This is a genomic window from Mesorhizobium sp. Ca11, from assembly GCF_020165275.1.
GTDB lineage: Bacteria > Pseudomonadota > Alphaproteobacteria > Rhizobiales > Rhizobiaceae > Mesorhizobium.
In genome coordinates, this window is sequence record NZ_JAIUHU010000008.1 from 168730 (window position 1) to 194757 (window position 26028).

Annotated in this window: 33 protein-coding genes, 2 tRNA genes and 1 pseudogene; 20 read left to right on the plus strand and 16 right to left on the minus strand. The window is 62.9% G+C overall.

Annotation, left to right across the window (positions count from 1 at the left end):
- Positions 1-35: 35 nt before the first annotated feature.
- The 7 genes from LB538_RS16460 to LB538_RS16490 all read left to right on the plus strand — a co-directional run bounded on the left by LB538_RS16460 (position 36) and on the right by LB538_RS16490 (position 6275).
- Complete coding sequence (locus tag LB538_RS16460) at positions 36-1523, plus strand: winged helix-turn-helix domain-containing tetratricopeptide repeat protein (RefSeq protein ID WP_224524891.1); 1488 nt, start codon at positions 36-38, stop codon at positions 1521-1523.
- A 195-nt stretch (positions 1524-1718) separates the two neighbouring features.
- Complete coding sequence (gene dapB / locus LB538_RS16465) at positions 1719-2495, plus strand: 4-hydroxy-tetrahydrodipicolinate reductase (protein ID WP_224524889.1); 777 nt, start codon at positions 1719-1721, stop codon at positions 2493-2495.
- Between the two features lie 218 nt (positions 2496-2713).
- Entirely contained in the window at positions 2714-3673 is a 960-nt protein-coding gene (locus tag LB538_RS16470; protein ID WP_224525199.1) for an ABC transporter substrate-binding protein, read from the plus strand.
- A gap of 159 nt (positions 3674-3832) precedes the next feature.
- On the plus strand, positions 3833-4687 hold the full coding sequence (locus tag LB538_RS16475; protein WP_224524886.1) for an ABC transporter ATP-binding protein: 855 nt from the start codon (positions 3833-3835) through the stop codon (positions 4685-4687).
- Between the two features lie 13 nt (positions 4688-4700).
- A complete protein-coding gene (locus LB538_RS16480) occupies positions 4701-5576 on the plus strand; it encodes an ABC transporter permease (protein ID WP_095767080.1) in 876 nt (291 codons plus the stop codon).
- A 100-nt stretch (positions 5577-5676) separates the two neighbouring features.
- A complete protein-coding gene (locus tag LB538_RS16485; protein WP_224524883.1) occupies positions 5677-5967 on the plus strand; it encodes a type II toxin-antitoxin system ParD family antitoxin in 291 nt (96 codons plus the stop codon).
- Entirely contained in the window at positions 5964-6275 is a 312-nt protein-coding gene (locus LB538_RS16490; protein WP_224524880.1) for a type II toxin-antitoxin system RelE/ParE family toxin, read from the plus strand. Before LB538_RS16485 ends, LB538_RS16490 begins: the two co-directional genes overlap by 4 nt.
- An 8-nt stretch (positions 6276-6283) precedes the next feature.
- Here the strand turns inward: LB538_RS16490 and LB538_RS16495 are convergent, their stop codons facing one another.
- Positions 6284-7651, minus strand: a complete 1368-nt coding sequence (locus tag LB538_RS16495; RefSeq protein ID WP_095767083.1) for a sensor histidine kinase — start codon at positions 7649-7651, stop codon at positions 6284-6286.
- Complete coding sequence (locus tag LB538_RS16500; RefSeq protein WP_140635760.1) at positions 7648-8325, minus strand: response regulator; 678 nt, start codon at positions 8323-8325, stop codon at positions 7648-7650. The genes LB538_RS16495 and LB538_RS16500 overlap by 4 nt, the downstream gene beginning before the upstream one ends.
- Before the next feature lie 481 nt (positions 8326-8806).
- On the opposite strand from LB538_RS16500, the gene LB538_RS16505 reads away from it, so the two are divergent.
- The 3 genes from LB538_RS16505 to LB538_RS16515 all read left to right on the plus strand — a co-directional run bounded on the left by LB538_RS16505 (position 8807) and on the right by LB538_RS16515 (position 9831).
- The gene (locus LB538_RS16505) at positions 8807-9046 is read left to right on the plus strand and encodes a DUF680 domain-containing protein (protein ID WP_095767085.1); all 240 of its coding nucleotides are present in this window, start codon (positions 8807-8809) and stop codon (positions 9044-9046) included.
- 56 nt (positions 9047-9102) lie between these two features.
- Complete coding sequence (locus LB538_RS16510) at positions 9103-9309, plus strand: DUF680 domain-containing protein (RefSeq protein WP_224524877.1); 207 nt, start codon at positions 9103-9105, stop codon at positions 9307-9309.
- 273 nt (positions 9310-9582) lie between these two features.
- Positions 9583-9831, plus strand: a complete 249-nt coding sequence (locus LB538_RS16515; protein WP_140846085.1) for a DUF680 domain-containing protein — start codon at positions 9583-9585, stop codon at positions 9829-9831.
- A gap of 70 nt (positions 9832-9901) precedes the next feature.
- Here LB538_RS16515 and LB538_RS16520 read toward each other — a convergent pair whose 3' ends face one another.
- Genes LB538_RS16520 through purM form a run of 3 tightly spaced genes read right to left on the minus strand, consistent with a single transcriptional unit; the run spans position 9902 to position 12209 of the window.
- Entirely contained in the window at positions 9902-10417 is a 516-nt protein-coding gene (locus tag LB538_RS16520; RefSeq protein WP_140846086.1) for a SixA phosphatase family protein, read from the minus strand.
- Positions 10418-10425: 8 nt separating this feature from the next.
- Entirely contained in the window at positions 10426-11133 is a 708-nt protein-coding gene (gene purN / locus LB538_RS16525) for a phosphoribosylglycinamide formyltransferase (protein WP_224524876.1), read from the minus strand.
- Positions 11130-12209 (minus strand): phosphoribosylformylglycinamidine cyclo-ligase, encoded by a 1080-nt coding sequence (gene purM / locus LB538_RS16530; protein WP_224524875.1) that lies wholly within the window; start codon positions 12207-12209, stop codon positions 11130-11132. Before purM ends, purN begins: the two co-directional genes overlap by 4 nt.
- Positions 12210-12586: 377 nt before the next feature.
- On the opposite strand from purM, the gene LB538_RS16535 reads away from it, so the two are divergent.
- From LB538_RS16535 to LB538_RS16555, 5 genes are all read left to right on the plus strand, one after another.
- Positions 12587-13204 carry a CDP-alcohol phosphatidyltransferase family protein gene (locus tag LB538_RS16535; RefSeq protein WP_224524874.1) on the plus strand — a complete coding sequence of 206 codons (618 nt, stop codon included), beginning with the start codon at positions 12587-12589 and terminating at the stop codon, positions 13202-13204.
- Positions 13116-14363 carry an AI-2E family transporter gene (locus tag LB538_RS16540; protein ID WP_411909027.1) on the plus strand — a complete coding sequence of 416 codons (1248 nt, stop codon included), beginning with the start codon at positions 13116-13118 and terminating at the stop codon, positions 14361-14363. The genes LB538_RS16535 and LB538_RS16540 overlap by 89 nt, the downstream gene beginning before the upstream one ends.
- 1 nt (position 14364) lies before the next feature.
- Positions 14365-15069, plus strand: coding sequence for a DnaA regulatory inactivator HdaA (gene hdaA, locus LB538_RS16545; protein WP_224524871.1), 705 nt, complete (start codon positions 14365-14367; stop codon positions 15067-15069).
- A 473-nt stretch (positions 15070-15542) separates the two neighbouring features.
- Complete coding sequence (locus LB538_RS16550; RefSeq protein WP_140846092.1) at positions 15543-15800, plus strand: type II toxin-antitoxin system Phd/YefM family antitoxin; 258 nt, start codon at positions 15543-15545, stop codon at positions 15798-15800.
- Positions 15797-16180, plus strand: coding sequence for a type II toxin-antitoxin system VapC family toxin (locus LB538_RS16555; protein WP_140846093.1), 384 nt, complete (start codon positions 15797-15799; stop codon positions 16178-16180). Before LB538_RS16550 ends, LB538_RS16555 begins: the two co-directional genes overlap by 4 nt.
- 16 nt (positions 16181-16196) lie before the next feature.
- On the opposite strand, the gene LB538_RS16560 is transcribed toward LB538_RS16555, so the two are convergent.
- The 5 genes and pseudogenes from LB538_RS16560 to LB538_RS29350 form a co-directional block, all read right to left on the minus strand.
- Entirely contained in the window at positions 16197-16919 is a 723-nt protein-coding gene (locus LB538_RS16560) for a hypothetical protein (protein WP_141245331.1), read from the minus strand.
- 65 nt (positions 16920-16984) lie between these two features.
- A tRNA-Pro gene (locus LB538_RS16565) sits at positions 16985-17061 on the minus strand.
- Between the two features lie 75 nt (positions 17062-17136).
- Positions 17137-18312, minus strand: coding sequence for a flavin-containing monooxygenase (locus LB538_RS16570; RefSeq protein ID WP_224525198.1), 1176 nt, complete (start codon positions 18310-18312; stop codon positions 17137-17139).
- Between the two features lie 135 nt (positions 18313-18447).
- Entirely contained in the window at positions 18448-18882 is a 435-nt protein-coding gene (locus tag LB538_RS29345; RefSeq protein WP_176477007.1) for a nuclear transport factor 2 family protein, read from the minus strand.
- A pseudogene (locus LB538_RS29350) lies at positions 18856-19416 on the minus strand (NADPH-dependent FMN reductase); the annotation flags it as partial. The pseudogene LB538_RS29350 and the gene LB538_RS29345, both read right to left, overlap by 27 nt.
- 248 nt (positions 19417-19664) lie before the next feature.
- On the opposite strand from LB538_RS29350, the gene LB538_RS16585 reads away from it, so the two are divergent.
- The gene (locus LB538_RS16585; RefSeq protein ID WP_095767098.1) at positions 19665-19970 is read left to right on the plus strand and encodes an ETC complex I subunit; all 306 of its coding nucleotides are present in this window, start codon (positions 19665-19667) and stop codon (positions 19968-19970) included.
- A 55-nt stretch (positions 19971-20025) separates the two neighbouring features.
- Positions 20026-20102: transfer RNA gene (locus LB538_RS16590), tRNA-Arg, on the plus strand.
- A 24-nt stretch (positions 20103-20126) separates the two neighbouring features.
- Here LB538_RS16590 and LB538_RS16595 read toward each other — a convergent pair.
- Both LB538_RS16595 and LB538_RS16600 read right to left on the minus strand, forming a co-directional pair.
- Complete coding sequence (locus LB538_RS16595) at positions 20127-20315, minus strand: hypothetical protein (protein ID WP_095816414.1); 189 nt, start codon at positions 20313-20315, stop codon at positions 20127-20129.
- Positions 20316-20408: 93 nt separating this feature from the next.
- Positions 20409-21335 carry a hypothetical protein gene (locus LB538_RS16600; RefSeq protein WP_224524869.1) on the minus strand — a complete coding sequence of 309 codons (927 nt, stop codon included), beginning with the start codon at positions 21333-21335 and terminating at the stop codon, positions 20409-20411.
- 141 nt (positions 21336-21476) lie between these two features.
- On the opposite strand from LB538_RS16600, the gene LB538_RS16605 reads away from it, so the two are divergent.
- Entirely contained in the window at positions 21477-22319 is an 843-nt protein-coding gene (locus tag LB538_RS16605) for an FkbM family methyltransferase (RefSeq protein WP_224524866.1), read from the plus strand.
- Between the two features lie 15 nt (positions 22320-22334).
- On the opposite strand, the gene LB538_RS16610 is transcribed toward LB538_RS16605, so the two are convergent.
- Positions 22335-23120, minus strand: coding sequence for a hypothetical protein (locus LB538_RS16610; RefSeq protein ID WP_224524863.1), 786 nt, complete (start codon positions 23118-23120; stop codon positions 22335-22337).
- 169 nt (positions 23121-23289) lie between these two features.
- Between LB538_RS16610 and LB538_RS29280 the strand changes: the two genes are divergently transcribed.
- Complete coding sequence (locus LB538_RS29280; protein WP_318011872.1) at positions 23290-23871, plus strand: CatB-related O-acetyltransferase; 582 nt, start codon at positions 23290-23292, stop codon at positions 23869-23871.
- Between the two features lie 20 nt (positions 23872-23891).
- Entirely contained in the window at positions 23892-24851 is a 960-nt protein-coding gene (locus LB538_RS16620; RefSeq protein ID WP_224524858.1) for a glycosyltransferase family 8 protein, read from the plus strand.
- A gap of 105 nt (positions 24852-24956) precedes the next feature.
- Here LB538_RS16620 and LB538_RS16625 read toward each other — a convergent pair whose 3' ends face one another.
- From LB538_RS16625 to LB538_RS16635, 3 genes are all read right to left on the minus strand, one after another.
- Positions 24957-25199: a DUF982 domain-containing protein gene (locus LB538_RS16625; protein WP_095767102.1), complete on the minus strand. Its 243-nt coding sequence runs from the start codon at positions 25197-25199 to the stop codon at positions 24957-24959.
- Between the two features lie 227 nt (positions 25200-25426).
- Entirely contained in the window at positions 25427-25672 is a 246-nt protein-coding gene (locus tag LB538_RS16630; protein WP_095767103.1) for a DUF982 domain-containing protein, read from the minus strand.
- A 107-nt stretch (positions 25673-25779) separates the two neighbouring features.
- Positions 25780-25974 carry a hypothetical protein gene (locus LB538_RS16635; RefSeq protein WP_095767104.1) on the minus strand — a complete coding sequence of 65 codons (195 nt, stop codon included), beginning with the start codon at positions 25972-25974 and terminating at the stop codon, positions 25780-25782.
- Positions 25975-26028 lie beyond the last annotated feature (54 nt).

Consider the following 26028-nt stretch of genomic DNA (forward strand, 5'->3'; position numbering starts at 1 on the left):
ATCTTGGACTATCCTCCCCGCGAGGGTGGTGGCCAATGGACTTGGAGTTTGGGAACTATCGTTTGAGACGAGCCGAACGGCAGTTGCTAGGCCCGAAAGGGCCGGTGGAGCTTTCGGCGCGTTCCTTCGACATCCTCGCCATGTTGCTCGACAGACCCGACGAGGTGATCGGCAAGACCGAACTTCTAGATGCGGTCTGGTCCGGCGTGGTGGTGGAGGAGAATACGCTGCAGGTCCACATTTCGGCGCTGCGAAAATTGCTGTCTGCCGAGATTATCGCAACCGTGCACGGTCGCGGCTATAAATATGCAGGCCCCAGGCCCTTCGCGGTTAAGGCGGATGTTACGCGGTCGTTCAGACCGTCCATCGCCATACTTCCTTTCGACAATATGAGCGGCGATCCGGAGCAGGATTATTTCAGCGACGGCATCACCGAGGACATCATCGCCGAGCTTGGCAAGTATAAGGAGTTTCTGGTCATCGCGCGGAACTCCTCCTTCCAGTTCCGCGGCAAGGCGCATGATCCGGCGGAGGTGGCGAGCAAGCTTGGCGTCCAATACGTCGTCGAAGGCAGCGTGCGGAAGATCGGCAACAGGGTGCGGATCGCCGTGCAGCTAACCGATGCGTCGTCGATGGCACATATCTGGGGCGAACACTACGACCGGGAACTCGACGACATTTTCGCCATCCAGGATGAAATCACCCGGATGATCGCGGCGCGTCTGGCTCGGCAGGCCAGAACCGCGATTTCGTCGCGCGCCAGAGGCCGCCCGACCAACAACATGTCGGCCTATGAGTTTTATCTGCGGGCGCTGCAACTGGCCGCGGTCTATGACACTGTGCTCCAAGCGGAACCATTTCTGCGCCACGCGGCAAAGCTCGATCCGCAGTTTGCTGCCGCCCACGCCATGCTCAGCTTTGTGGAGTCGATCAAGTACTATTGGGACTACAACAATCCCAGCCATTTGCATTCCGGACTGGCGATCGCAAGAGCGGCGTTGGACCTTGATCCCGACGAGGCCTATGGGCATCTCGCCACCGGCTTCGCTCACTTGTACCTGCGCCAGTTCAAACAGGCTGAATTCAGCCTTGACCGGGCCGTCGCGCTCAATCCGAACGATCCATTCATTCTTAGTATCCGCGCTATTTTCCTCAATCACACGGGCAGGCCGGAGAAGGGGCTTGATGAGATAGCCGAAGCCCAGCGCCGCGACCCATACGCCGTGGGATGGTATGACGACTTCCGTGGCGTCCTTCTGACGACGGCCGGACGATATCGCGAGGCAGTCGTCTGCTACGCGAAAATGGCGACTGTAACACCGTGGTCGCTCATCCGTCTTGTCATCTGCCATTCCGAACTCGGCGAAATCAGGCAAGCGCAAGAGGTCCTGGCAAAGGTAAAGGCGCATTATCGCGGACTAAGCCTCGACCAGATCATCGATACCGAAGTGGATTTCTACCAGGATGCCGCCATATGCGGGCGCTATCGCGCGATCCTCGATCATGTTGAGAAGGCGCAATAGCGCCGTCGCGGCCCGTAGCCTTGCTACTTCGCCGCCTGCGCGTCCAGCGTCTTGATCTCGTCCGCGGCCGCCTTCACATTCGTGTACAGTTCGCTCTCGTCTCGCCCCGTTTGCCGTGGCCTGCAATCGTTTGAATCAATTTGCCAAGGCGGCATGCTAGAGGATTGTTCCGACTCAGTTTTCGACAGGATCGCCATGCCGCAGCCGCTCAGGATAGCCATCGCCGGCGCGCTCGGCCGCATGGGCCGGCAGATGGCGGAAGCCGTCGCGGCCGATCCGCGGCTGCAGCTCGTAGCGCGCTTCCATCGACCGGGCAGCATGGGCGAGGGGCTGGTCGAGCGCGATGAAGCGCTGGCGCTTGCCGATGTGGTCGTCGACTTCACCACGCCCGCAGCTTCCGCCGAACTGGCCAAGGCCTGCGCGGCGCGCGGCGGTCCGGCGCTGGTCATCGGTTCGACCGGCTTCAGCGCCTCGGAACTGGCGGCGATTGCCGACGCCGCGAAGAAAGTCGCCATCATGCGCTCCGGCAGCTACTCGCTCGGGCTCAACATGCTGACCGGCCTGGCCGAGCAGGCGGCAAGGGCGCTTGCCGCCGACGACTGCGACATCGAAATTTTTGAAGCGCATCATCGCATGAAGGTCGATGCGCCGTCGGGCACGGCGCTGATGCTGGGCGAGGCGGCCGCGCGAGGACGTGGCGTCGTGCTGGACGATGTGGCGAGACGCGCCCGCGATGGCCTCGTTGGTCCGCGCAATGCCGGTGAGATCGGCTTTGCCGTTATGCGCGGCGGCAGCATCGTCGGCGAGCACAGCGTCAGCTACCTGAGCGACGGCGAGAGGCTCACGCTTTCGCATGCCGCCGGCGACCGCTCGATGTTCGCCCGCGGCGCCATCGCGGCTGCGCTCTGGCTCGCCGGACGGCCGCCCGGCGAATACGACATGCGCGATGTGCTGGGCTTCACTGCCTCGTGACCGGAAACCCCGCCGGACTCCATTCCGCGGCCTCTAAATCGGCTGAAAGCCAGCTGAAAGCTTGGCCATGCCATGACAGTTTTGTGGCGGTCGCCACATGAACGGCCTGGGAGCGGCCGACAGGAGGAATGCGGCGCGGCGCGCCGCCCAGTGGAGGAAGACTAGTGACCCGTTTCATCTCTAAACGCGCCCTGCGTTCAGTGGCGCTGACGCTTGCCATGATTGGCGCTGGCGCATCGACGGCATCGGCAGCCGACAAGATCACCATCATCGTCGGCGGCATGGAAAAGCAGATCTATCTGCCGGCCGTGCTCACCCAGCAGCTCGGCTACTTCAAGGACGAGGGGCTGGACGTGGAGTTGGTGAACTCCCGCGCGGGCGTCGAGGCCGAGAACGAATTGCTGGCCGGTGCCGTGCAGGGCGTCGTCGGCTTCTACGACCACACCGTCGATCTGCAGTCGAAGGGCAAGTACATCCAGTCGATCGTGCAGTTCAGCCAGGCGCCGGGCGAGGTCGAGCTGGTCTCGGCCAAGCACCCGGAAATCAAGTCGCCGGCCGACTTCAAGGGCGCGACGCTCGGCGTCACCGGCCTCGGCTCCTCGACCGATTTCCTGACACAGTATCTCGCGGTTCGCAGCGGCCTGAAGCCGGGCGACTACACGCTGCTTCCCGTCGGCGCCGGCAACACTTTCATCGCCGCCGTCAAGCAGGACCAGATCCAGGCCGGCATGACCACCGAGCCGACCATCGCTAAGCTGCTCCAGACCGGCGAGGCCAAGGTCCTGGTCGACATGCGCACGCCCGAAAAGACCAAGGCGGCGCTCGGCGGCGACTACCCGGCTGCCTCGTTCTACGTCCAGTCGAGCTGGCTCGAAGGTCACAAGGACGAGGCGCAGAAGCTCGCCAACGCCTTCGTCAAGACGATGAAGTTCATCGCCGGCCATTCGGCCGAGGAGATCGCCGACAAGATGCCGAAGGACTATTATGCCGGCAGCAAGGACCTCTATGTTCAGGGCCTGGCAGGCGGCAAGGCGATGTTCACGCCGGATGGCCGCATGCCGGCCGATGGACCGCAGACCGTGCTGAAGGTTCTGTCGACCTTCTCGAAGAGCCTGCAGGGCAAGCAGATCGACCTATCGAAGACCTACACGACAGAGTTCGTCGACGCGGCGAAGTAGGCGCCGGCAGGCGAGGGCGGACGGACCCCGTCCGCCCTTGAAAGCAAGAGCTTGCGTCGGCCGACTGATCAATTCGGCGGCCGTGTTTCCGGATGCCGGCGAGCAGGGCCCGCGGGCCCGGATCGCGCCATCCCCGCGCCACCACAACAGGAGTGTGCCATGCAATCGCAGACCATGGCGGCGGAGAAACTGTCTCCCGCCGCGCCGCCGGTTGACGCCGCGATAGCCATCGACGATGTGACGCTGCGCTTCGTCACGCCCGACGGCCACATGATGACGGCGATCCGCGATTTCACCATGACGGTGGCGCGCGGCGAGTTCGCCTGCGTCGTCGGCCCGACCGGCTGCGGCAAGTCGACGACGCTCAACCTCGTCACCGGCCTGTTGCGTCCGACCACCGGCAATGTCCGGGTCATGGGCAATCCGGTCACCGACATCAGCCGGGACATCGGATTCGTCTTCCAGGCCGACGCGCTGTTTCCGTGGCGCAGCGTCCTCGACAATGTCGCCGCCGGTCCGCTCTTCCGCGGCACGCCGAAGAAAGAAGCCTATGAGAAGGCGCGCGACTGGATCGGCCGGGTCGGCCTTTCGCGGTTCGAGAAGCACTATCCGCACCAGCTTTCGGGCGGCATGCGCAAGCGCGCGGCGCTTGCCCAGACCTTCATCAACCAGCCCAAGATCCTGTTGATGGACGAGCCCTTCAGCGCGCTCGACATGCAAACCCGCACGGCAATGCAGGACGAATTGCTGGACCTCTGGTCAGGGCTGAAATCATCCGTCGTCTTCGTCACGCATGATCTCGAGGAAGCGGTAGCGCTGGCCGACAAGGTCTATGTGCTCACCGCAGGCCCGGGCACGGTGAAGAGCGTCTACCGCATCGACCTGCCGCGCCCGCGCGTCATGTCCGACATTCGCTACGACCCGAAATTCATCGAGATTGCCAAGGTGATCTGGAACGATCTGCGTGAGGAAGTGCAGCTCGGCCAAAGCCGTGGCTTGCAGGCGAGCCATTGAAAGGAGACTTGCCATGACCGCCATCTCTCCAACCGATCAGGCCGCCGCCCGCGCCACCTCGATCGTCGCCGCGGAAGCGCAGGCGAGGGCACGGCTGCGCAAACGCCATGCTCTGGTCATCGGCCTGCGCCTCGCGATCCTCGTCGTCTTCCTAGGCCTTTGGGAACTCTGCGCCGACTACAACATCATCGACCCGTTCTTCTTCTCCAGCCCGTCGGGCATCTGGGAACAGATCTGGTCCTGGATCACCGAGGGCACCTCGCAGGGGCCGCTCTGGCTGCAGATCTATGTGACGCTGGAGGAAACCTTCCTCGGCTTCGCTATCGGCGCCGTCGGCGGCATCGTGGCGGGCATCATCCTTGGTCGCAACAAGCTGCTGGCCGATGTGTTCTCGATCTACATCAAGATCGCGAACTCCGTGCCGCGCGTGGTGCTCGGCTCGGTGTTCATCATCGCGCTCGGGTTGGGCATGGCTTCCAAAGTGGCGCTGGCCGTCGTCATGGTGTTCTTCGTCGTCTTCGCCAATGCCTTCCAGGGCGTGCGCGAGGCCGACAGGGCGATGATCGCCAACGCCCAGATCCTCGGCGCCTCGCCGTTCCAGATCACCCGCTCGGTCATCATCCCTTCGGCGATGAGCTGGATCCTCGCCAGCCTGCATGTCTCGTTCGGCTTTGCGCTGGTCGGCGCCGTCGTCGGCGAGTTCCTCGGCGCCAAGCAGGGCATGGGCCTTTTGATCTCCACCGCACAGGGCGCCTTCAACGCCAATGGCGTCTTCGCCGCCATGATCATCCTGGCGGTGATGGCGCTGGTGGTGGAGTTCATCATCACCCGCTTCGAGAACTATGTGGTAAAGTGGCGCCCGGCGCCGTTCAACGAGCAGGGGACCTGAGCGATCACCGCACACCATCATGTCTGGTGTGCGGCTTCACCCAGTGTATGACAAAGTCATGCGCCTTGTGCTATACTGAGGGGCATCGAGGAGACGAGCCATGCGAAACTCCCAGCCCCTGACGATCACACTGCCGCTCGAGATGGCGCAGATGGTGAAAAATAAGGTTGCCTCGGGCGAATACGCCACCGAGAGCGAAGTCATCCGTGATGGCCTGCGTACGTTGGCCGCCCGTGACGCGGCGATTGAACGCTGGCTGCGCGAGGCAGTTGTGCCGACGATGCAGGATGCGCGCGCCCATCCTGAGAAGCTTTTGACGGCCGAGCAGCTGCGCCGCAATCTCTCTGAGCACATCAACGCGGTCGCCGCCAAACCGCGCTCCGGTGCATGAAATATCAGGTCAGGTTCCATGCTGCCGCCGAGCGGGACATTGCCGAGTTGCTGACCGAGCTCGCGCCAAAGGCTGGCGTGGCAACCGCTTTGCGTTTTGTCGGGCGCATTGTCGACTATTGTCTCGACTTTGAAACTTTTCCGGAGCGGGGCACGCGTCATGACGAAATCGCACCGGGTTTGCGCACGGTAGGATGGCGCCGACGCGCAACGATCGCGTTCGAAATCGTGGATGACAAAGTGGTCATCCTCCGGATTCTTTATTCGGGTCGTACGCTCGAATTGCCGGACGAAGAGTCCGAGCATTGAGGTAGGCCTTAGGCCAGCGGCAGCCGGACCTCGACTTTGAGCCCGCCCGCGGCGGCGTCGCCCAGAGTGACGCTGCCGCCGGCATTCTCGACCACCTCGCGCACGATCGCCAGGCCGAGCCCGCTGCCTTCCTCTGCCGAGCCGGCGAGGCGGTAGAAGCGTTCGAAGACATGCTCCCGTTCCTCGGCCGGAATGCCGGGGCCGGTGTCGGCGACCGTCAGCACGCCCTCGCGATCGACCATCGCCAGCCTGACAGTCACCGCGCCGCCAGCCGGCGTGTAGCGCAGCGCGTTGTCGACCAGATTGACGATCATCTCGCGCAGCATCGTGCCGTCGCCGATCACCGCCACCGGTCCGTTCTCCTCGAGGCCGAGGTCGATGTCGCGCTTGATCGCCACCGGCGCCTGCGCTTCCAGCACATGGCGGGCAGCTTCGGTGAGGTCGATGCGGTCGGCGCGTGGCCGCCGGCTGCCGGGCTCGGCGCGCGAAAGCGTGAGCAATTGTTCAGCGAGCCGCGCCAGCCTGCCGGAACTCGCTTGCAACGCGACCAGCGCCTCCTGGCGCCGATCGGACACGGTTTCCCGCAAGGCATAGCTTGCCTGCGTCGACAAGAGCGCCAGCGGCGTGCGCAACTGGTGCGCGGCATTGGCGATGAAGCGTCGCTGCGCCGCCATTTGCGCCCGCACGCGCTCCATATAGGCATTGAGCGCCTCGATCAGCGGCCGGATCTCGCTCTGCGCGCCCGGGACCTCGACCGGATCGAGATCGCTGCGGCTTCGCGAGCGCACGGCATCGCGCAGCCGGATCAGCGGCGCCAGGCCGCGGCGCAGGCCAAGCAGCACGAACACGCCGGCAATGGCCACCAAGGCAAGCTGCTGGGCGAAGGCGCTGAGCCACAGGCGCTTGACCATGGCGTCATGTCCGGCGAGCGTGACGCCGACCGTGACCTTGATCGGCGAATCGCTGCCGGCGCCGATCACGGCATGGCTGAGCGTTGCCAGGCGCAGCGGGTGATCGCGGTAGGTGGCCTCGACGCTGCCGCGATCCGGCGCCTCGGGCAGGTCCGGATAGCCGCTCAGCAGCCGCCCGCCGGCGGTCTCGACGCGATAATAGACGCTGTCGCGGTCGCCGGTGTCGAACATCTCGATCGCCGCCGGCGGCACGGTGGCGTCGAGCGCGCCGTCGGCCATCGCCACCTGCTCGGCGATGGCGCGTGCCGAGCCGACCAGCATGCGATCGGTGACGAGGTCCGCCGTCGCCAGCGCGTTGCGCTGGCTGGTCCACAGATTGATAGCGGCGAGCCCAGCCAGCGGCAGCACCACCCAGGCCAGCAACTGCAGGCGAAGGCTGCCGAACCGGAGCCTGTCGATTTTCATGGCGCCGGATCGTCGTGGCGCAACAGATAGCCCAGGCCGCGCAAGGTGGCGATCTGGACGCGCGATCCCTCGAGCTTCTTGCGCAGCCTGTGCACATAGATCTCGATGGCGCTGGGGTCGGCGTCGGTGTCGAAGTCGTAGATCGCGGTCGAGAGCGCCGCCTTGCTCACCGTGCGACCGGCCTTGACGACGAGCTGTTCCAACACCGCGTGCTCGCGCGGCGTCAGCGACAGCGTCGCGCCGGCAAGCGAGAACAGCCTGGTGTTGGTGTCGAAGGTGAGATCGCCGCAGGAAACGACCGGCGCGGTGCGGTCGTTGGCACGGCGCAGCTGCACGCGGATGCGCGCTTCCAGCTCCTCGATCTGAAATGGTTTCGCCAGATAATCGTCGGCACCTTCGTTGAGGCCCTTGACCCGGCCGTCGAGGCTGGCATTGGCGGTAAGCACGATAACCGGCACCGGGTTGCCGCGTGCGCGCAGCCTTTTCAGCACCTCCATGCCGCCCATGCGGGGCAGGGCAAGGTCGAGGATGATCAAAGCGTGATCCCCGGCGGCTAAAGCATGCTCGACATCCTCGCCGTCATGCACGACGTCGACGACATAGCTCGCCTGGCGCAGCGTCTTGCTCAGCCAATCGGCCAGTTCGCGATTGTCCTCGACAAGCAGCAGCCGCATCGTTCGTCGCTGTTCCTCCCAACGGCGTCGACCTTCGCCAAAGCGCGGCAGGCGGCGTCCAAATTGGTTCCCGAGGCAACCGATAGTATCGATCCGCGCGCAAGGCAAACGTGGTTTCTCGGCGACCGCCACCCCGGTCATGGTGCCTGCCGAGCCACCTGTTCGGTCGTGCAAGTGACAGAACCGAACCGTTCGGTTCAATTAATGTTGACGGTTCGTATAGCTGGGGTGAACACCGGCACCTGTTATCTATGTGCCGCATCGCGCGACGATCCCCGTAACCGATTGATATTAAATAACAAGAATGTGGCGCTCAGTCGTTCACTCAATTTCAAGATCGAACCGAACGGTTCGGTTCACAATTTTTCGTGATTGGAAATGGCAACAGGGCCGACCCATTTCGGGGTGGTCCGAGCGACGCGAATTTCCATTACGGCACGCCACTAGACGGACACGACTTTTGAAATCTGGAGTATCTGAAATGAACAAGATTGCTTTTGCCGCCGCTGCTTTCCTCATTGCCACGGGCAGCGCTTTCGCTGGCAGCGACCACTACGGTTCCGACAACGTCAACCAGCCGGCCGTAACGGCCCCTGCGGGCAACGTCGACAACACCGTCACCGGTTCGATCCGCAAGCTCGACAAGTTCGAGCAGCGCGAGTTCCACATCACGCCTGATCAGAACCAGCCGCAGTCGGGCCAAGGCATCTGGGGCCGCTAACCGGCGCGCCTCCTAACCCGCTTGAACCAACAACCTTCAAATCTGGAGTAACTCATATGACCAAGATCGCTCTTACCGCCGCCGCCCTGCTTGTTGCCACTAGCGCCGCTTTCGCCAGCTCGGACAATTACGGAGCGGCCAATGCCAAACAGCCGGCTGTCACCATCGACCGGACTGTGACGACCTCGATCGCGAAGTCGGACGCGGATGTCCGAAGGCCGGTGGTGCAGGGCACCGATCACAACCTGTTCGGCAACCACTGATCCGACCCGGAAAAAAGCAGGCGGCGGGCTTGTCCCGCCGCTCTGTTTTTCTGCAGCCGGCTAACGCCGTTTGAATCGCATCACAAGTATTTGTTATCACAAGCATTTGTAATCGTTTGTCTTTTTCTGAGCGAAGTCCGATCCGACACTGCCATGGCAGCTGAAAAGCGAACGCGCCGGGAATAAACCCAGGCCGCCGCGGGTCTTTTCGGCAGCGGGGCCATCCTCCCAAGGCCATCGCCCGACGAAACCAAACGGACAAGGAAAACCGAAATGACCAGGATCGCTCTCACCACTGTCGCAATGCTTCTCGCGATGGGCTCCGCCTTCGCCGGCAGCGACCACTACGGCGCCGATGGCGTCAACCAGGCAGCCACCGTTGGCTCCGACACCAGCGTCACGGCTTCGATCCCGAAGCACAACACAGTCAAGCCGGCCCCGAAGGTCGATACCGAGATGAAGACTGGCGCGACCGGCGCTGCGGATTGGCCGGGTCCGCCATCGGACAACTGGGGCAATTGAGCTCGTCTTTGAAAATATTGAAGGCGGCGGGCTTGCCCGCCGCCTTGCTTATGGGCCGCCAGGCTTCGGGCTACGTCAAATCCTTCGGCCGAACAAAATGCGTCAGTCGGGCGCCACGGAAGTCGAGATCGGCCCAATCCTTGTCCAGCGTGAACCGGACAAGAGCTGCCGTCGGAAACTTCGCTTCGATCTTCTTGAAAACGCTCTCATCCGTTCCGGGGCCGGCCAGCCGCAACACAAAGTGCTGCAGGCCGGGATTGTGGCCGATCACTATCAGGCTCGCTGCCTTGGCCTGCCGCACGCGCGCCAGGATCGCACCGGCAGCCGCCTCGTAGAGTTCGTCGGCGAATTGCGCCGGCACGTTCTTCGGGAGTTCGGCCGCAACCAGCCGCCAGGTATCGCGCGTGCGCAGCGCCGGCGACACCAGCGCCAGATCCGGCAGCCAACCGCGCTGGGCAAGCTCCCGCCCCATCAGCGGCGCCGTCTTTAAGCCGCGCGCGGCTAGCGGCCGGTCGAAATCCTCAAGCTTGGGATCGTCCCGACTCGACTTGGCGTGGCGGAGGATAAGAAGTTGTCTCAGGGGCATTGCAGCCTCTACGGCGTGATCCGCGCCAGCTGCTCGAGGTCGGTCTCCTCGCGCAGCGGGTCGGGCGCCATCACCACCGAGGTGGCGTTGTCGGCGTCGTCGGCGAAATGGGCAAGCACGGTGTGGCCCTTTTCCATGCGCGCCTTGCCTTCGGCGACCAGACCCAGCGCCAGCGGATAGAGCCGGTGCTCCACCTTCAGCACGCGCGCGGCAAGCGTGTCCTCATTGTCGCCGACCATCACCGGCACGGCGGCCTGCGCGATGATCGGGCCGTCATCCATCTCGGGCGTGACGAAATGCACCGAGCAGCCATGGATGCGAACACCGGCGCGGATGGCCCGCGCATGCGTGTCCAGACCCTTGAAGGCCGGCAGCAGGGCAGGGTGGATGTTGACCATGCGCCCCTGCCATTTCTCGACCAAGCCGCGGCCGAGGATCCGCATATAGCCGGCCAGGGCAACGATGTCGGCGCCGAAGCCGACAAGCGCGGCGTCGAGCGCAGCGTCATAGGCATCCTTGGTCGGATGGTCGGCGCGCTGGATGACCTTGGTGGCGATGCCGCGCGACTGGGCGATGCCGAGGCCGGCCGCGTTGGGGCGGTCGGAAATGACGCCGACGATTTCCGCCGGATAGATTGGATCGGCGGCGGCCGCGATCAGCGCCGTCATGTTGGAGCCGCGTCCCGAGATCAGGACGACCGTGCGTTTCCTGCTCATAGGCCGATCGAGCCCCGATAGATGACGCCGGCGTCGCGGCGCGGCACGATGCGGCCGATCGGCGTCACCGTCTCGCCGGCTTCCTGCAGCACCGCCGCGACCTGCGCCGCCTGGCCGGAGGCGACCGCGAGGATCATGCCGATGCCGCAATTGAAGGTGCGCATCATCTCTTCCGGCGCGACGCCGCCGGTCTTGGCCAGCCACGAGAACACCGGCGGCACGTCGATCGCTTCGAGGTCGAGCTCGGCGGAAAAATCTTTGGGCAAAACGCGCGGAATGTTTTCCGGGAAACCGCCGCCGGTGATATGGGCCAGCGCCTTGATGCCATGCGTGTTGCGGATCGCTTTCAGGATCGACTTCACATAGATGCGCGTTGGCTCGAGCAGCGCCTCGGCGAGGCTGAGCTCCTCGTTGAATGACGCCGCATCGCTCCAGCTAAGGCCGCTCGCGGCGACGATCCGGCGCACCAGCGAAAAGCCGTTGGAGTGCAGGCCGGACGAGGCAAGGCCGAGCAGCACGTCGCCTTCGACAATGTCGTCGGTCGGCAGCAGCTGGCCGCGCTCGGCGGCGCCCACGGCGAAGCCCGCAAGGTCGTAATCCTTGTCGTGATACATGCCCGGCATTTCGGCGGTCTCGCCGCCGATCAGCGCGCAGCCGGCCTGCCGGCAACCTTGCGCGATGCCGCCGACGATTGAAGCGCCCTGGTCCGGGTCGAGCTTGCCGGTGGCGAAATAATCGAGGAAGAACAGCGGCTCGGCGCCCTGCACGACGATGTCGTTGACGCACATGGCGACGAGATCGATGCCGATCGTGTCGTGCTTGCCGGCATCGATGGCGATCTTGAGCTTGGTGCCCACACCGTCATTGGCCGCGACCAGCACCGGATCGGTGAAGCCGGCGGCCTTCAGGTCGAACAGTCCGCCGAAGCCGCCGATCTCGCCATCGGCGCCCGGCCGGCGCGTGGCGCGCACCAGCGGCTTGATCTTCTCGACCATCAGATTGCCGGCATCGATGTCGACGCCAGCCTCGGCGTAGGTGAGCCCGTTTTTGCGCTCGGCCTTGTCGCCCTTGCTCATCGTCGGCTCGTCCTCGTTTCCATTGCCGGCTCTTCGCATGAATGGTTTCGGGGAGCAAGGATGACGGTCGTTTCTGCCGACAAAAGCTTGGAAAGTGAGCAGGCGATTGGCGAAGGCCGAGATGGCGGCCAATCTCCCCCCTTGCGGGGGAGATGTCCGGCAGGACAGAGGGGGTGTGAAGGAACATCAGCGTCGGCAATAGTTCTGCCGACACGGCGAAAGAAGAACTCCGAGATGCCCAGGGACAGCACCCCCTCTGACTTGCCAGGCATCTCCCCCCGCAAGGGGAGATCGGCAGCTTCAGCGCCGCTCCTCCCTTGCCCAATTTACGTATCTCCCTCATCTATTCTCCAATAAAAATCGCGACGGGATCTCACGTGACCCTTCCCAACATGATCACGATCATGCGGCTGCTGCTCGTGCCCGCGGTGGTGCTTGCCATGCTGCAGGCGCGTTGGGACTTGGCCTTTGCCGGATTTCTCGTTGCCGGCATCTCCGACGGCGTCGATGGCTTTATCGCGCGTCGCTGGAACCAGTCGTCCAGCCTCGGCGCCTATCTCGATCCGATCGCCGACAAGCTTCTGCTGGTCTCGGTCTTCGTCGTCATGGGTTTTGCCGGCGAACTGCCGCGTTGGCTGGTGGTGACCGTGGTCTCGCGCGACGGGCTCATCGTCTGCGCCGTGCTCTTGTCCAGCGTGATGAGCCATCCGGTCGAGGTCAAGCCGCTCTTCGTGTCGAAGGCCAACACCGCCGCGCAGATCGTGCTGGCGGCGCTTGTGCTGGGCGAACTTGCCTTTGCCGTGCACCTGGACCCGTTGCGGACCGCACTCATATTGCTGACCGGGGTCTTGACCGTGGCTTCGGCCGCAGCCTATCTCGTGGCCTGGCTAAGGCATATGAGCGGCTATGGCGAAGGCTCCCGAACGAGCAACTCCCAAACCGGCGACATCAAGTCGGGCATCGGCAAATCGGGCGGCTCCAACACGGGCGCCTGACGGCGAAGCCGCGGTGATTGAGGCCGACGACAGCTCGGGCGGGCTTCGCCGCCAGGTCTTCTTCTGGCTGGCGACGGCGGTCCTGCTGGCGCTGTTCCTCTACATTTTCTCGGGCATCCTCCTGCCTTTCGTCGCCGGCATGGTGCTCGCCTATTTCCTCGACCCGGTCGCCGACTGGCTGCAGCGGCTCGGCCTCTCGCGCCTGATGGCGACCGTGGTGATCCTGATTGCCTTCATCGTCGTGGTGGTGCTGGCCTTGGTTATCCTGGTGCCGGTGCTGGCCACCCAGATGGCCGATTTCGCCCGCAAGCTGCCGGAATATCTCACCCGCCTGCAATCGCTGATCACCAGTTTCGACCCGAAATGGCTGGAGCAGCGTTTCGGCGTCAACGCCGCCGGTCTGCGCGACGGGCTGAATTCGCTGCTCACCTCCGGCTTCAGCCTGCTCACCACCGTCTTCACCTCGATCTGGAGCTCCGGCGTGGCGCTGGTCTCGGTGGTGAGCCTGTTCGTCGTCACCCCGGTCGTCGCCTTCTACATGCTGCTCGACTGGGACCGCATGGTGGCCGAGGTCGACGGCTGGGTGCCGCGCGATCATGTCGAGACGGTGCGCGCGCTTGCCCGCGACATCAACACCGCCACTGCCGGCTTCGTACGCGGGCAGGGCACGCTTTGCCTGGTGCTCGGCGCCATGTATGCCACGGGCCTGACGCTGACCGGCCTGAACTTCGCCATCCTCATCGGCTTCTTCGCCGGGCTGATCTCCTTCATCCCCTATGTCGGCTCTTTGACCGGGCTGGTGCTCGCCGTCGGCGTCGCCTTCGTCCAGTTCTGGCCGGACTGGACCATGGTGGTCGCCGTGGCCTGCGTGTTCTTCGTCGGCCAGTTCATCGAGGGCAACATCCTGCAGCCGCGGCTGGTCGGAAAGAGCGTCGGCCTGCATCCGGTGTGGCTGATGTTCGCGCTGTTTGCCTTCGGCGCGCTGTTCGGCTTCGTCGGCCTTTTGATTGCCGTGCCGGCCTCGGCGGCGATTGCCGTGCTGGTGCGCTTCGCCATCGCCCGTTATCTGGAATCGCCGCTTTACAAGGGCAACGGCACACTGCCCGCGCCGCAATTGCCGGCCGACCGCGGCGGCGGCCATCGCTCGACGCGGGGCTGAAATGACGGCTCAGTCAGCCGACCCGCCGCGCCAGCTGCCGCTCGATCTCGGCCACGGCACCGGCTATTCGCGCGACGAGCTCGTCGTCTCGGGCACCAATGCGCAAGCGGCATCGCTGATCGACCGCTGGCCGGACTGGCCGTCGCCGGTGGTCGTGCTGGCCGGGCCGCCCGGCTCGGGCAAGACGCACCTCGCCCGGATCTGGCAGGATCGGACGCATGCCGTCGCCATCGATCCCGGCCGGATCGGCGAGCACATTGCCGGGCTCGGCAGCAGGCCGGCGCTCATCGACGACATCGACAAGGCGGCGATCGACGAGCAGGGCCTGTTCCACCTGATCAACGCCGTGCGCGGCGCGGGCTCGACGCTGCTTTTGACGGCGCGGCGTTTCCCCTCCGCCTGGCGCGTCGCGCTGCCCGATCTCATCTCGCGGCTGAAGGCGGCGGCGACGGTCGAGATCCACGAGCCGGACGACCTTTTGCTCGCCGGCGTCATCACCAAGCTCTTCGCCGACCGCCAGGTCGAGGTCGAGCCGCATGTGGTGCAATATCTGGTGCGTCGCATCGAGCGCTCGCTCGCGACCGCCATGCGCGTCGTCGAGCGCCTCGACCGCGCCGCACTCGAACGCAAGACGCCGATCACCCGCGCCTTGGCCGCCGAGACCGTGAGCGCCATGGACGAAGGGCAGGGCGAGTTCGATATTTAGCCACCGATAGCGCCCGGCGGTTACGCCCATAGCCCGGTCAGATGCTGGGCCAGAAGATACACGCCTGTGCGCCGCGATGTAACAGGCGGCGACAAGGACGAAAAACATCAGGCTGGGGGACCGCGACCGCGCGACGCCACCCGGTCTCTTGCTCGGCCGGTTGTTCCACCGGCGACAAAGTTGGAAGCGAGGGATTATTCAAGCCACAGCCGGTGTGTTCCGTGATCAACCCGTGGGAGCCAGCGGCCTAGCCGTCCCATTTCGGAACAGCCTTTCCGGCATCGCTCTTGCAAGGCAGACAATGCCGGTTGATCCCGGTCCCGGTCGCGTTCCTGATCGGGTTGTAGGCTCGCCGGGCTCGAGGTGTTGGGGTTCTCGCCCGGCGGGTTTACCGTTCCTCCGAACTGCGGCCTTGAGCTAGACTATCAAATGGTCTATTTAATGGACCAAATCATGGTCCATATAGGGTTGTCATGCAGATATCCGTGACAGACGCCAAGGGGCAACTGACCGAACTGGTGAGGCGCGCCGAGGCTGGAGATGAGATTATCCTGACCCGCCACGGTCACGCGGCCGTGCGTCTCGTCCCGGTACGGTCCGCGCCGGACCGGAAGCACCGCCGGAGCCTGCTGCAGGCCGTCCGGGCCTCCGGCGCCGCGAAAGCCAGTGCCGGCCCGCCTGCGGCGCGCAGCCAGGATTTCCTCTATGGCGATGACGGCCTGCCGGAATGATCGCGGTCGATACCTCGGCCTTGATCGCCATCGTCCTCGACGAGCCGGCGGCGGACGCCTGTATCGCTACGCTTGAAACGGAAGACGAACTTCTGATATCGGCCGGAACCGTAGCCGAGCTCCTGATTGTTGCCGCACGACGCGGCGTGGCCGAGGAAGTGCAATCCCTGCTCGACGGGCTCGGCTTCGAGATTGCGCCAGTCACGGAAGGCGCGGCTCGGCGTGTTGCCGAGGCTTACGCACGATGGGGCAAAGGCATCCACCCCGCGGCGCTCAACTTCGGCGACTGCTTCGCTTATGAGGTGGCGAAGGACCGCGCTTGCCGGCTGCTCTATGTCGGCGAGGATTTCTCCAAGACGGATGTCGAAGGCGCGATTTGAGCGATCCGGAAATGGGCTAGGTCGGCTTTCCCTTGAGCCTGTCCCGTAGCCGGCGCAGTTGCCGCCGCCACCATGGCTTCGGCTTGCGCGGGACTAGGACCATCTTGCCGTCGATGACGGCGTCGTCCACCCAGTCATGCACCCGCATGCGCCAGCTGGTTGAGACGCGGGCAAGCAGGGAGAGCGGATCGCCGCCGCTGATCCGCACCAGTTCCGGATCCTTCAGCAAAAGGCAGAAATCGAAATCCTGGGCGATGAGCGCGCGCAGGAACACGATCTGGCGCCGCATGCGGTGGAAGTCGCTTCCCTGTCCGTTGACCATGCTGCGGGCGCCGATCCACTGATGAAGACGGGCGCCCCTTAGCGTTTCGGCGGGCGGGCGGAAGGAAACCTGTTGGCGCCCGTCTTCGATGCGGCTTGTCGGTGTCAGTGGATACCAGAAATCGAGTGGCGCGGGGATCGGCACCCTGACGCTGGCTTCGGCAAGCGCGGCTTCGCTTGCGCCACGCCTGAGGCAGATCGCACTCTGCGCCGCAAATCCCAGTTCAGCAAGCGCATCGAGCAGCAAGCTTCCGCCACCGATGGTGAAAGCCGCGTTGATGCGGTCGCTTATGAGGGGAGACCACAAGTCGCGCGGCACCCATGTCAGCCGCCGCCTGGCGCCATCCACGACGACGATGATGTCTGTGTTGGCGTCCCAATTGTCCCTGTCGAGGATCGCCACGACCACGGCTGCCAAATGAGAGCCCCCTCTGGCCAGATGCCGGGGCGGGACCGGCTTGGTTCTTTCCGGGAAGGAAATAATGGTCGGAGTGGCGTGATTCGAACACGCGACCCCCTGATCCCAAATCAGGTGCGCTACCAGGCTGCGCTACACTCCGACGTCCCGCGGCGTATAGGGGGCGCACGCCCGGAAGGCAACACAAAAACGGAGGTCAAAAAGCGACCCGTTCGGCTCAGCGTTGCTGGCCGGCGATCTTCCTGGCGATCGCAGCGCCCTGGATCCTTGCATTGGCAAAGCAGCCGCGAATGCTCGGCCGCATGCCGGTGAACCAGAGTCCGGGCAGCTTCGGGTCGTTCGCGGCGCCGTTGAACAACGGCACGCCCTTGGCGTCGAGCACGCCGAGCCGGCCCAGCATCGTCTCCAGCCCCGTGCGGTAGCCGGTGGCGGCAATGACGATGTCGGGCGCGATTGTCTGGCCATTGTCCAGCACGACGCCGTCGCGCCTGAATTCTCGCAGTTGCGGCAGCACGATGATGCGCCCGGCCTTGATGGCGTCGACCGCGCCGTCGTCGGCGGCGATCGCCGTATAGTCGGAGCCGAGCCGGCTTGCGCCGCCCGCCGGGGCGGGGGGCAGGCCGTGTTTGGTAAGGTCGCCGAACACCAGGCGCTGCGTTGCCGCCATCACCGCGTCCGCGAGCCTTGTCGGAAGGCTGGCCATGAGCGGCGATATGCGGTGCACGGCGATCTTGCCGATACGCTTGGGCAGCAGCGAAGGTCCGTTGCGCGCCGAAAGCCACATCTGGCCCGTCTCGACGCGGGAAAGATGATTGAGCGCGTCGAAGCCGGAATTGCCGGCGCCGATCACCAGCACCGTCTTGCCGGCATAATCGCTCGCCCTGCCGAAATCGGCCGAGTGGATGATCGATCCCGAAAAATCCTCCATGCCTTTCCAGGCCGGGATGAAGGGTTGCCGGTCGCGCCCGGTGGCGATCACCACATAGCGCGCCGCCTTCAAGCCCGCGCTTGTCCGCAGCAGCCAGCGGTCGCCACGAAATTCGATCTCATCGACCTTGACGCCGAAGGCTATCGGCAGCCGGTGCCTCTCGGCGAAATCGTTGAGATGGCCGATGACGGCGCTGCGGTGCGGGAAGGCCGGCGTTCCTGCCGGAAAGGATACGCCCGGCAGCGAGGAAAGGTCGCGATGCGTGTTGAGGTGCAGGTTGTCGTGGCGGCGATGCCAGGGCTCGGCCAGCCGTTGCTCGCGTTCCAGGACCTGCACCGTCACATCGGCCTTGGCCAGCGCATAAGCGGCGGCAAGCCCGGCGGCGCCCGCGCCGATGACCATCGCGCCTTCCAGTATCGCTGGTTCGCCGACCCCCGACGGCAAGACTTTCGCTTCCGCGTCCATTGGTGTCTTTATCGTCGCCATCATGCCTTCAACTGGCACGGCCATGTATCTGACATATGCCGCTCACGTGCCAAAAGGAATAGGCGGATGTTGCGAGACGTCCGGCATTGTGTCGCGGATTTTTACAAGCGCCGGCTAATGAGCCGGGTCGGCGTGGCGATGCACCAGCTTGAACGCGCCATCCTCCAGCCGGAACACTTCCGTCACCCGCAGGGTCATCTCGGTCGCCTCGCCGTTCTTGCCGATGCGCGCCTTGGCGTGCTGCAAGCCGCTCCAGAAGGCCAAATCGCCGCTTGCCGAAGCCTGCAGCACCTCAAGGTCGGTGTTGCCGCCCTTGTGGAAGCTTGCAGCGTCGCGTTCGTAGCGGCCGGCGACCGCTTCGGCGCCTTCGAGATGGTCGCCGCGCGGCGAGAAAAACGTCGCCGGTCCGGCGTGGGTGACGATCGCCTTCAGCGAGGTGGCATCGCCATTGACATAGTCCTCGGCGATCTTCTCGCGCTGCTTCATGAAGGCATCGAAGGACGAGCCGCCGGGGTGCACCCTCCTGATCCAGCTTTCCAGGCCGGCCATGAAATTCTCGAGGAAGGCGGCGGTGTCGGCATTGGTGACGGCGCCCTTATCGTCGAGCAGCTCCGCGACATTGCCGATATAGGCCTCCGGCTGCTGCATCACGGGCATGTCGAGGAAGACGAAGGTCTGCCGAAGCGCCTGGTTGGAGCCGAAGGCGCCGATCTTGCTCGGGCTGACGCTGACGACTCCGGCGGGCAGGTCCTTGAACACGCTCTTGCCCGGCGGACGCGAGCCGACATCGAGCGCGTTTTTCAGGCAGCCCGGGATCGAGCGGTTATATTCCGGGGTGACGAACAGCACCGCGTCGCATTCGCGTATCGCCGCACGAAAAGCCGACCACGCCGCAGGCGGGCTGTCGCCATCCAGATCTTCGTTGTAAAGCGGCAGGTCGCCGATCTCGATGAAGCGGCAGCGCACCGAATCCGGCGCGCGGGCGGCGAGCGCCTTGGCGATCTTGCGGCTGAAGGACTGGGCGCGCAGGCTGCCGACAAGGACAGCAAGCTGCAGGACGGCGTGTTCGGTTGCATTGGTCATGGCGAAACGTCCGGTTCTGATTTGCCTCACAGGGTAGGACCGGCTCGGGCCGGCCGCCCGACCTTTCGATAATGTCGCCAGCCCAGTGAGGTTCCCTACGTCATGGCGGGCCCCTGGCCGCTTGCGGCCTTGCCGCCGCGGCCATTGCACAGTAATGACGGATTGGCGCGAGATTTCAGGCATCCTGCAGGGTCTCGGATATTGCGCCGAACAAAGGTGCCCGGTCTTCGGGCGGCAAAGAGGTGGTCATGTCCGCGCGTATTTTCAGTCCAGCCAAAACCGCGATGCAGTCCGGCAAGGCCAAGACAGGACATTGGGTGTTGGAATTCGACCCCGCCCAGCGCAAGAAGATCGATCCGCTGATGGGCTACACCACCTCGGGCGACATGCTGAGCCAGGTGAAGCTCACCTTCGAGACGAAGGAAGAGGCTGTGGCTTATGCCGAGAAGCAAAAGATCGCCTATCGCGTGGAAGAGCCGAAGGAAGCCAAGCGCCGGCAGATTTCCTATTCGGACAATTTCCGCTATGACCGCAGGACGCCCTGGACGCACTGACTCCCGGTCTTGCGTCGCCTGGCGTAACCCGCCTCAGCCGGCCCGGCCGGCCGACGGTCCCGTAGCTCAGCTGGATAGAGCACCGGCCTTCTAAGCCGATGGTCGCAGGTTCGAATCCTGCCGGGATCGCCATTTTTGGCGCCGTTTTGCGCGGACTTACTTCCGCATCAGCTTAGGAGAGGGCTCGGTCAGCCATTGCTTGCCGTCTTTCTCACTGGCCCACGGATTGCCGAAGGCCTTGGTGGGCAACGGTTCCTCGTCAAACTCGAGCCGCACCTTCACAGCCCGCCGCTCGCGCCGATGCTCGGCTTGCTTGAATGCCTTGTCGCTGTCGGCTGTGGTCATGCCGACGATCGGGGTATTTCTGCGGGACCGACTCATGGACGTGTCGCTTGGCTTGCGTTTTCGGGCGGACAAGCCCGAAGATCTGGTCAGCGCTTAAAAGTCTTCGGCTACCCTGCCGCTCGCGCCACCAAGATATGTGTTCCAGACGTAGTCGCGGATCAGCTTTCGATGCTCGGTTGTTCTGCGGTGATAACTGGGACGGTCAGGGTAGGATACGCCGGCAACATGGAAGAATGCTTCCTCGATGATCTCATGGTGTCCGACCGCGCCCGCCATCGTCATCGGATTTTCCCGAGCGATGGCTACCGCGACGTCACTTGTCCTGTCCAAATGCGAGTAAAGGACGTTCCAGTTTGCGCCGCCAGTATCAAGCCCCATCTTCAAGCGGGGTTCGAAATTCAGTTTTCGTCCCGCCGTGGCGGAGAAGCGATAGAAGCAGAAGCCTGCCCATAGATTCCAGTGTCGATCGGTCGGCCTCGGCTCGTGGATATGATTTCGACCTGGAAGGAACAGCTTGCCGTAGACAGCCTTGCCTTCCATCTTGGCCGGAATGTCAAACGGCATTACCGGAAAACAGTCATGATCAATGAAGCCGAATAACTCAGGCTCCAAGTGCCGTATGATGTTATGATAAGTCCAGCTTATCGCGGTTCCGTGCGATCTGGACAGATGTTTTTCCACCCGCATCGGAAGCGCCAAATAAGGAACGCCTCTCAGTTTGCAGATGCTTTCTATTGCCTGTCTCGACGCCTGATCGGTCGAATTGTCGACAACGGCCAGGGTCATTCTCGGCGGGTGCATTTCCCATGCCTTGGCCAGCGCATCTATGACCCAGGGTGTATTGAACGCCACCGTAAAACAGACACGCGATGCACCAGTGGCTTTCAGGCGGTCTGCAAAACTGCGTCCGGCAGCTCGGCCCCTGTGCTCGAAAGCCTTGTACACTAAGCCATTTCTGGCTTCCTTCGCCGCGATGACTGCCGGCGCTCTGGTTATGATATCGACAATCTTCAGGCCCATTTGGCGTGCATAACTTGACGCCAAGTGGAAGGGAAGTCCGTCCTTCAAATCCCTTCATGCCCCGGCCTTAGTGACGGCTTGAAGCACAGCCGCTTCGCTTGAACGCTTGCAAACGGGGAAATTGCAGCCATAAGCGGCTGCATGAAGATTTTCGTGCCAGTGGAAGAAGCGATCCGTCATCTGCGCGACAGTTTGTTCGCAAAACTCAGATCTTTCGACTGGTTTCAGACTATCAGCCTGCTGGCTCTCAAGGACGACGTCATTCTCGTTACGAAACAGTTTGACGATCACATTCTAACATTCTCGCCTCGAGAAACCATCGGCAAGGACCTGTTCCGGAAGGGGCACTACCAACGCGATTTGGCCAATCGGGTTCTTGACCTTGTCGGCGTTCCGAAGGGAAGGGTGTTGCTGGAACTCGGCGCGAATATAGGCACGCACACCGTTTATTTAATGCGCAGCGGCAAGTTCGATCGAGCAGTCTCGGTGGAGCCGGATCCACGTAACCTCAAGCTACTGAAGCACAATTTATCGCTCAATGAGCTTTCGAGCCTGGTGACTGTCTTTGAATGCGCCGCTGGCGACAGAGAGGGCTCTATCGATCTCTATTTCGGCGATGACAATTTTGGCGCGAGCAGCGTAGTTAAGCCAAATGGCCATTCACGATCGATTCGGGTGCAGCTTCGTCGCGTGGACGGCATCCTGGCTGATGCCGAGGTCAACCTTGAGGATGTTGGCCTGGTATGGATGGATATCGAAGGCGCCGAGCCCGAAGCGCTGAAATCCATGGCTGAACTGGTGCGGCTTCGAGTGCCCATTCTCATGGAATACGGCCCTTGGCGGTATGGACCGGCAAAAACTGAGGAAATGGCCGAATATCTCTCCAGCCACTACAGGCGATGTATTGTCTTCGGTGGCAAAACCGAAAAGGAAATGAATATTCGCGATGTGTTCGATCAGCGAGACATTCTTCTTCTGCCCTGAGCTCTCATAGCCAACTTAGAGCGACCACCTGTCCCGCTGGCGCCACAGGTCCATGGGAGTTCGCCACAAGCGATACCAGCCGGCTCTTCTTATTTGCTCGGCAATTGGAGCGTCGCTGTACATCTTGAAGAACTGCAGCACGCGCGGACTGGCGAAAGCCTTTTTGCCGCGTGTGTTGTAGTCGCTGACCGGAAGACGGTGTCGGCTCAGAGCCAAGCCATTTCGAGAGAGCGCGACGCCGATGCAAAACTGCTCCGGTGCGTCTGTGTTGGTCAATTCGCGTACGGCCAACATCGCGGAATAGGCCTCCGTCAATGCACTGGCATTGGCTCTATGAATGCCAAGGATTCCGCTTTGCCACATCGGCTCGTGCCCAGTCAGGGTATAGTCTCCGATCTTGACGCCTTTGCCTGTGAGAACCGGGTAAAGCCGATGCTCGCCCTCACACTTGCGCATGAAAGAACGGGTCGGAGAAATCTGGCGAAACCCTCTGGATGGATCGACATAAGGGTAATGGTCGGAGTCCATGAAGATGAGGCGGTCCGCGTGCTTCAGAATCTCGATCAAGGACGCCGCCTTGATACCAAAATGATAGCGCCAGCCGAAAGACATCAGCTCTTTCTGGTCGGCGGTTATAGCGATCGTCCCTACGGGGTATTGACGAAAGAGTTCGGGTCTGTCGGTTGCGACGATTATTTTGGCGCTTGGGCAATTGTGCAAAAGCTTAAGCGCGCTGAGCAGTGCGCCAAAGTGATAAACCTCGTTATCGCCATACGCGATATAACCAAAAACGTCGTCCATTCGACCTGAAATGGGAGAAGTGTCTGAAGTCCTCCCACTACCACACGCGCTTGTGCAATCCACTCAAAAGTTCCTCGATGGATCGGTTCCTTGCACCTGTTCGCACGTTTCTTTGTTGATGGTTCGGCCGATCCGAGGCTATGTCGCGGGAGCGTTGGGGAGATATTGAATGTCGGCGCTTTCCAAATGGCTGAGGGATGTGCGCTCCAAATTGCCGGAGCACGTCACGATCGGCCGCCACACTTACGGCGTGACGTGGCGGAAGGTGCTTTTTCCCTCGAAGGATGCTCCGCTGGAGATCGGTGCCTTCTGCTCGGTCGCCGGCCAGGTGCTTTTCATGTGCTCTGGCCAGCATCCGACCGACAGGGCAACTTCGTTTCCGATCCATAGCCGATTGCTGAAGCAGCGCGAGCCGATCGCTAATGGCGGCAGACCGGGCGGCATCACCATCGGCAATGATGTCTGGATCGGCCACGGCGCCATTATTTTGCCGGGCGTCGAGATCGGCGATGGCGCTGTCGTCGGGGCAGGGGCTGTGGTCACGAAGAACGTGCCGCCTTACGCCATTGTCGGCGGGTCTCCGGCGGCGCTGATCCGGTATCGCTTCTCGCAGGACATCATCGCAAAGCTGCTCGCCATCCAATGGTGGCATTGGGACGACAAGAAGATAAAAGCCGAGGCGGACACGCTTACCGGCCCGATCGAGACTTTCACCGAAAAGCATTTTGTGTCAGTCACCACAACGAGGTGACGGTTAGCGGTTAGCGGAAAATGAAGTCGTGTTTCTTCCTGGCGACCGATGCCAACTACTTTCCGTATGCCTGCCTGGCGGCGCGCCGGATAATTGATGTCTCCACGCCCATCGACGGCTTTCTGCTCTACACCGGTGCAAGCGCAACGGACCTTGAAGTCGCCCGCCATCTGCTGAAAGCCAAGGTCGAGCTGGTCGATGTCACGGATTTCATGACGAATTTCGGCTTTCGCTTTGGAACATACAGCATTGCCGCTTACGTTCGGCTTTTCGCCGATCAGTTTCCGGTTTTCGAGCCGTACGATCGCATCGCATACACGGATTGCGATGTTCTCTTCAACAGAGATATCAATGACTTGGCCGGCCAGCGGCTGCACGCACCGCTGCTCGCCGCGCATGACGACTACATGTATTTCAGGCCTTCATACCGGCAAAAGCTCAAGCTGGCGCCCGGCGCGCCGTATTTCAATTCCGGTGTCGTCGTCTTCGACATGAACGCTGTCCGGGAGAGCGCCCTGCTGGAGCAGACGCGCAAGGCCGCCATTCATGGCCAGATGAATGATCAAAATGCCCTGAACGTCGTCTTCGAGGGCAAGTGGCAGACGATGCACCCCAACTGGAATTTGCAATCGCTCGGAACGAGAGATTTTCGTTTCTCGCAAGCCTGGGCCAGGCATTTCGCGGGCGGTAAGCCGTGGGGCAATCAGGTCGGCGTCGAACTCGAAGCTCTCAGGATATGGCGCGACCTGGCAAAGGACACGCCTTGGGGCAAGCCGTTCGAGCAGCGCATACCCTTCGAGCGCGGCGTGATGAAGCGCTTCTTCCGGCGCTTCGATGCTGTTGCCGGTCTTTTCGGCAAGGACGTGCAGCGCCGCCGGGCCAGATATGACGGCACGAAGATGCATCGGCTCTACGCCCGGCAGGCGGATGAAGGAGCAATGGCGGTCCAGTTTCCCGAAGTGCTTGGCGATTTCGCCTGATCAGGCATCGCTTCGCCCTCATTGAAAACAAAGCCCGCCGCGGCAATGGGAAACCGCGACGGGCTTGGCGACGCCCCTGATGGGACGCCATTGGAAAATCGAGGGCTATGCCAGCAGGCCGGCGACCTTGGCCGCCTTGCGCAGTGTCTTGCGGGCTTCCACCGGGCTGCGCAGGCCGTCGAGCGCATCGCGGCAGACACGGCTTGCCGAGCGCCAGGCGCCGCCGCGCGCCGGCCCCGGCCAGCGCTGGTCGAGGCATTCCATCGCCTCGAAACAGCTTGATACCTTGCGCTGGCCGTTTGGCTGGAAATCGATCACGACTGGTTCGGAAAACCAGACATCGTTCATCACTTCCTCCGTTCTTGTGATTGTCTTTAGAGCAAGCAATCGGCGCCGGATGGGCGCCCGATGCAGGTTCGCGAGGCGATGCGGAACCCGCGCGTTAACCAACCATCGCGCATTAGGTTCCGAAGAATCTTAAGGTGGCGACAGGCCGCGTTCGGACCGGCTCATGGGCATCGGTTGGCGCGCGATCCGGGCCGCTAAATCGCGCGACCAAGGGCCTTTAAAACGCTCTATTCCACCAGCACATGCGCCTCGCGCGCGGCGACGATAAAGGCCTCCCTGGCGTTGTCCGCCGCGATGTCGCCGCGGATCGCCCGGCGGCAGGCGCGCAGCGCCGCGCCATGCAGCGCGCTGCCGGCATCGCGCCATTGGCCGGTCAGCAGTTCGACGGCTTGCTCCGCGTTGGATATATGCCGGATAGAGCCGGAAACGCCGACAGCGACTTCGACCGGCCTGGAAAACCATCCCTGGATCATCGCGAAAGCTCTCCCGAAATATGTCGGAACACGAAATTTTGCCGCGTGGTTCCGATCCGGAACGTCAACTTAACGTGAAGCCATCTCACGAAGGCGGCGCACGCTGCTCATCTGCCAAGCGGCCGCCGCGAAAGCTCCATCAATTCCGCCTCGTCGGTGATGCCCGCCATGTAATTGGCGATGATGCGCGAAGCGCGCGCTTCCTTCTGTTCGGCGGTCTCGCCCTCGACATTGCCGTTCGCGTAGACACGGCCAAGCATGGCCGTCTCGTCAGGGGTGAATGTGTTGCGCACAGCGGTCATGGCTTCCTCCTAATAGCCCGGCCCCTCTCTGCCCCGGCTAACATATTAGCATGC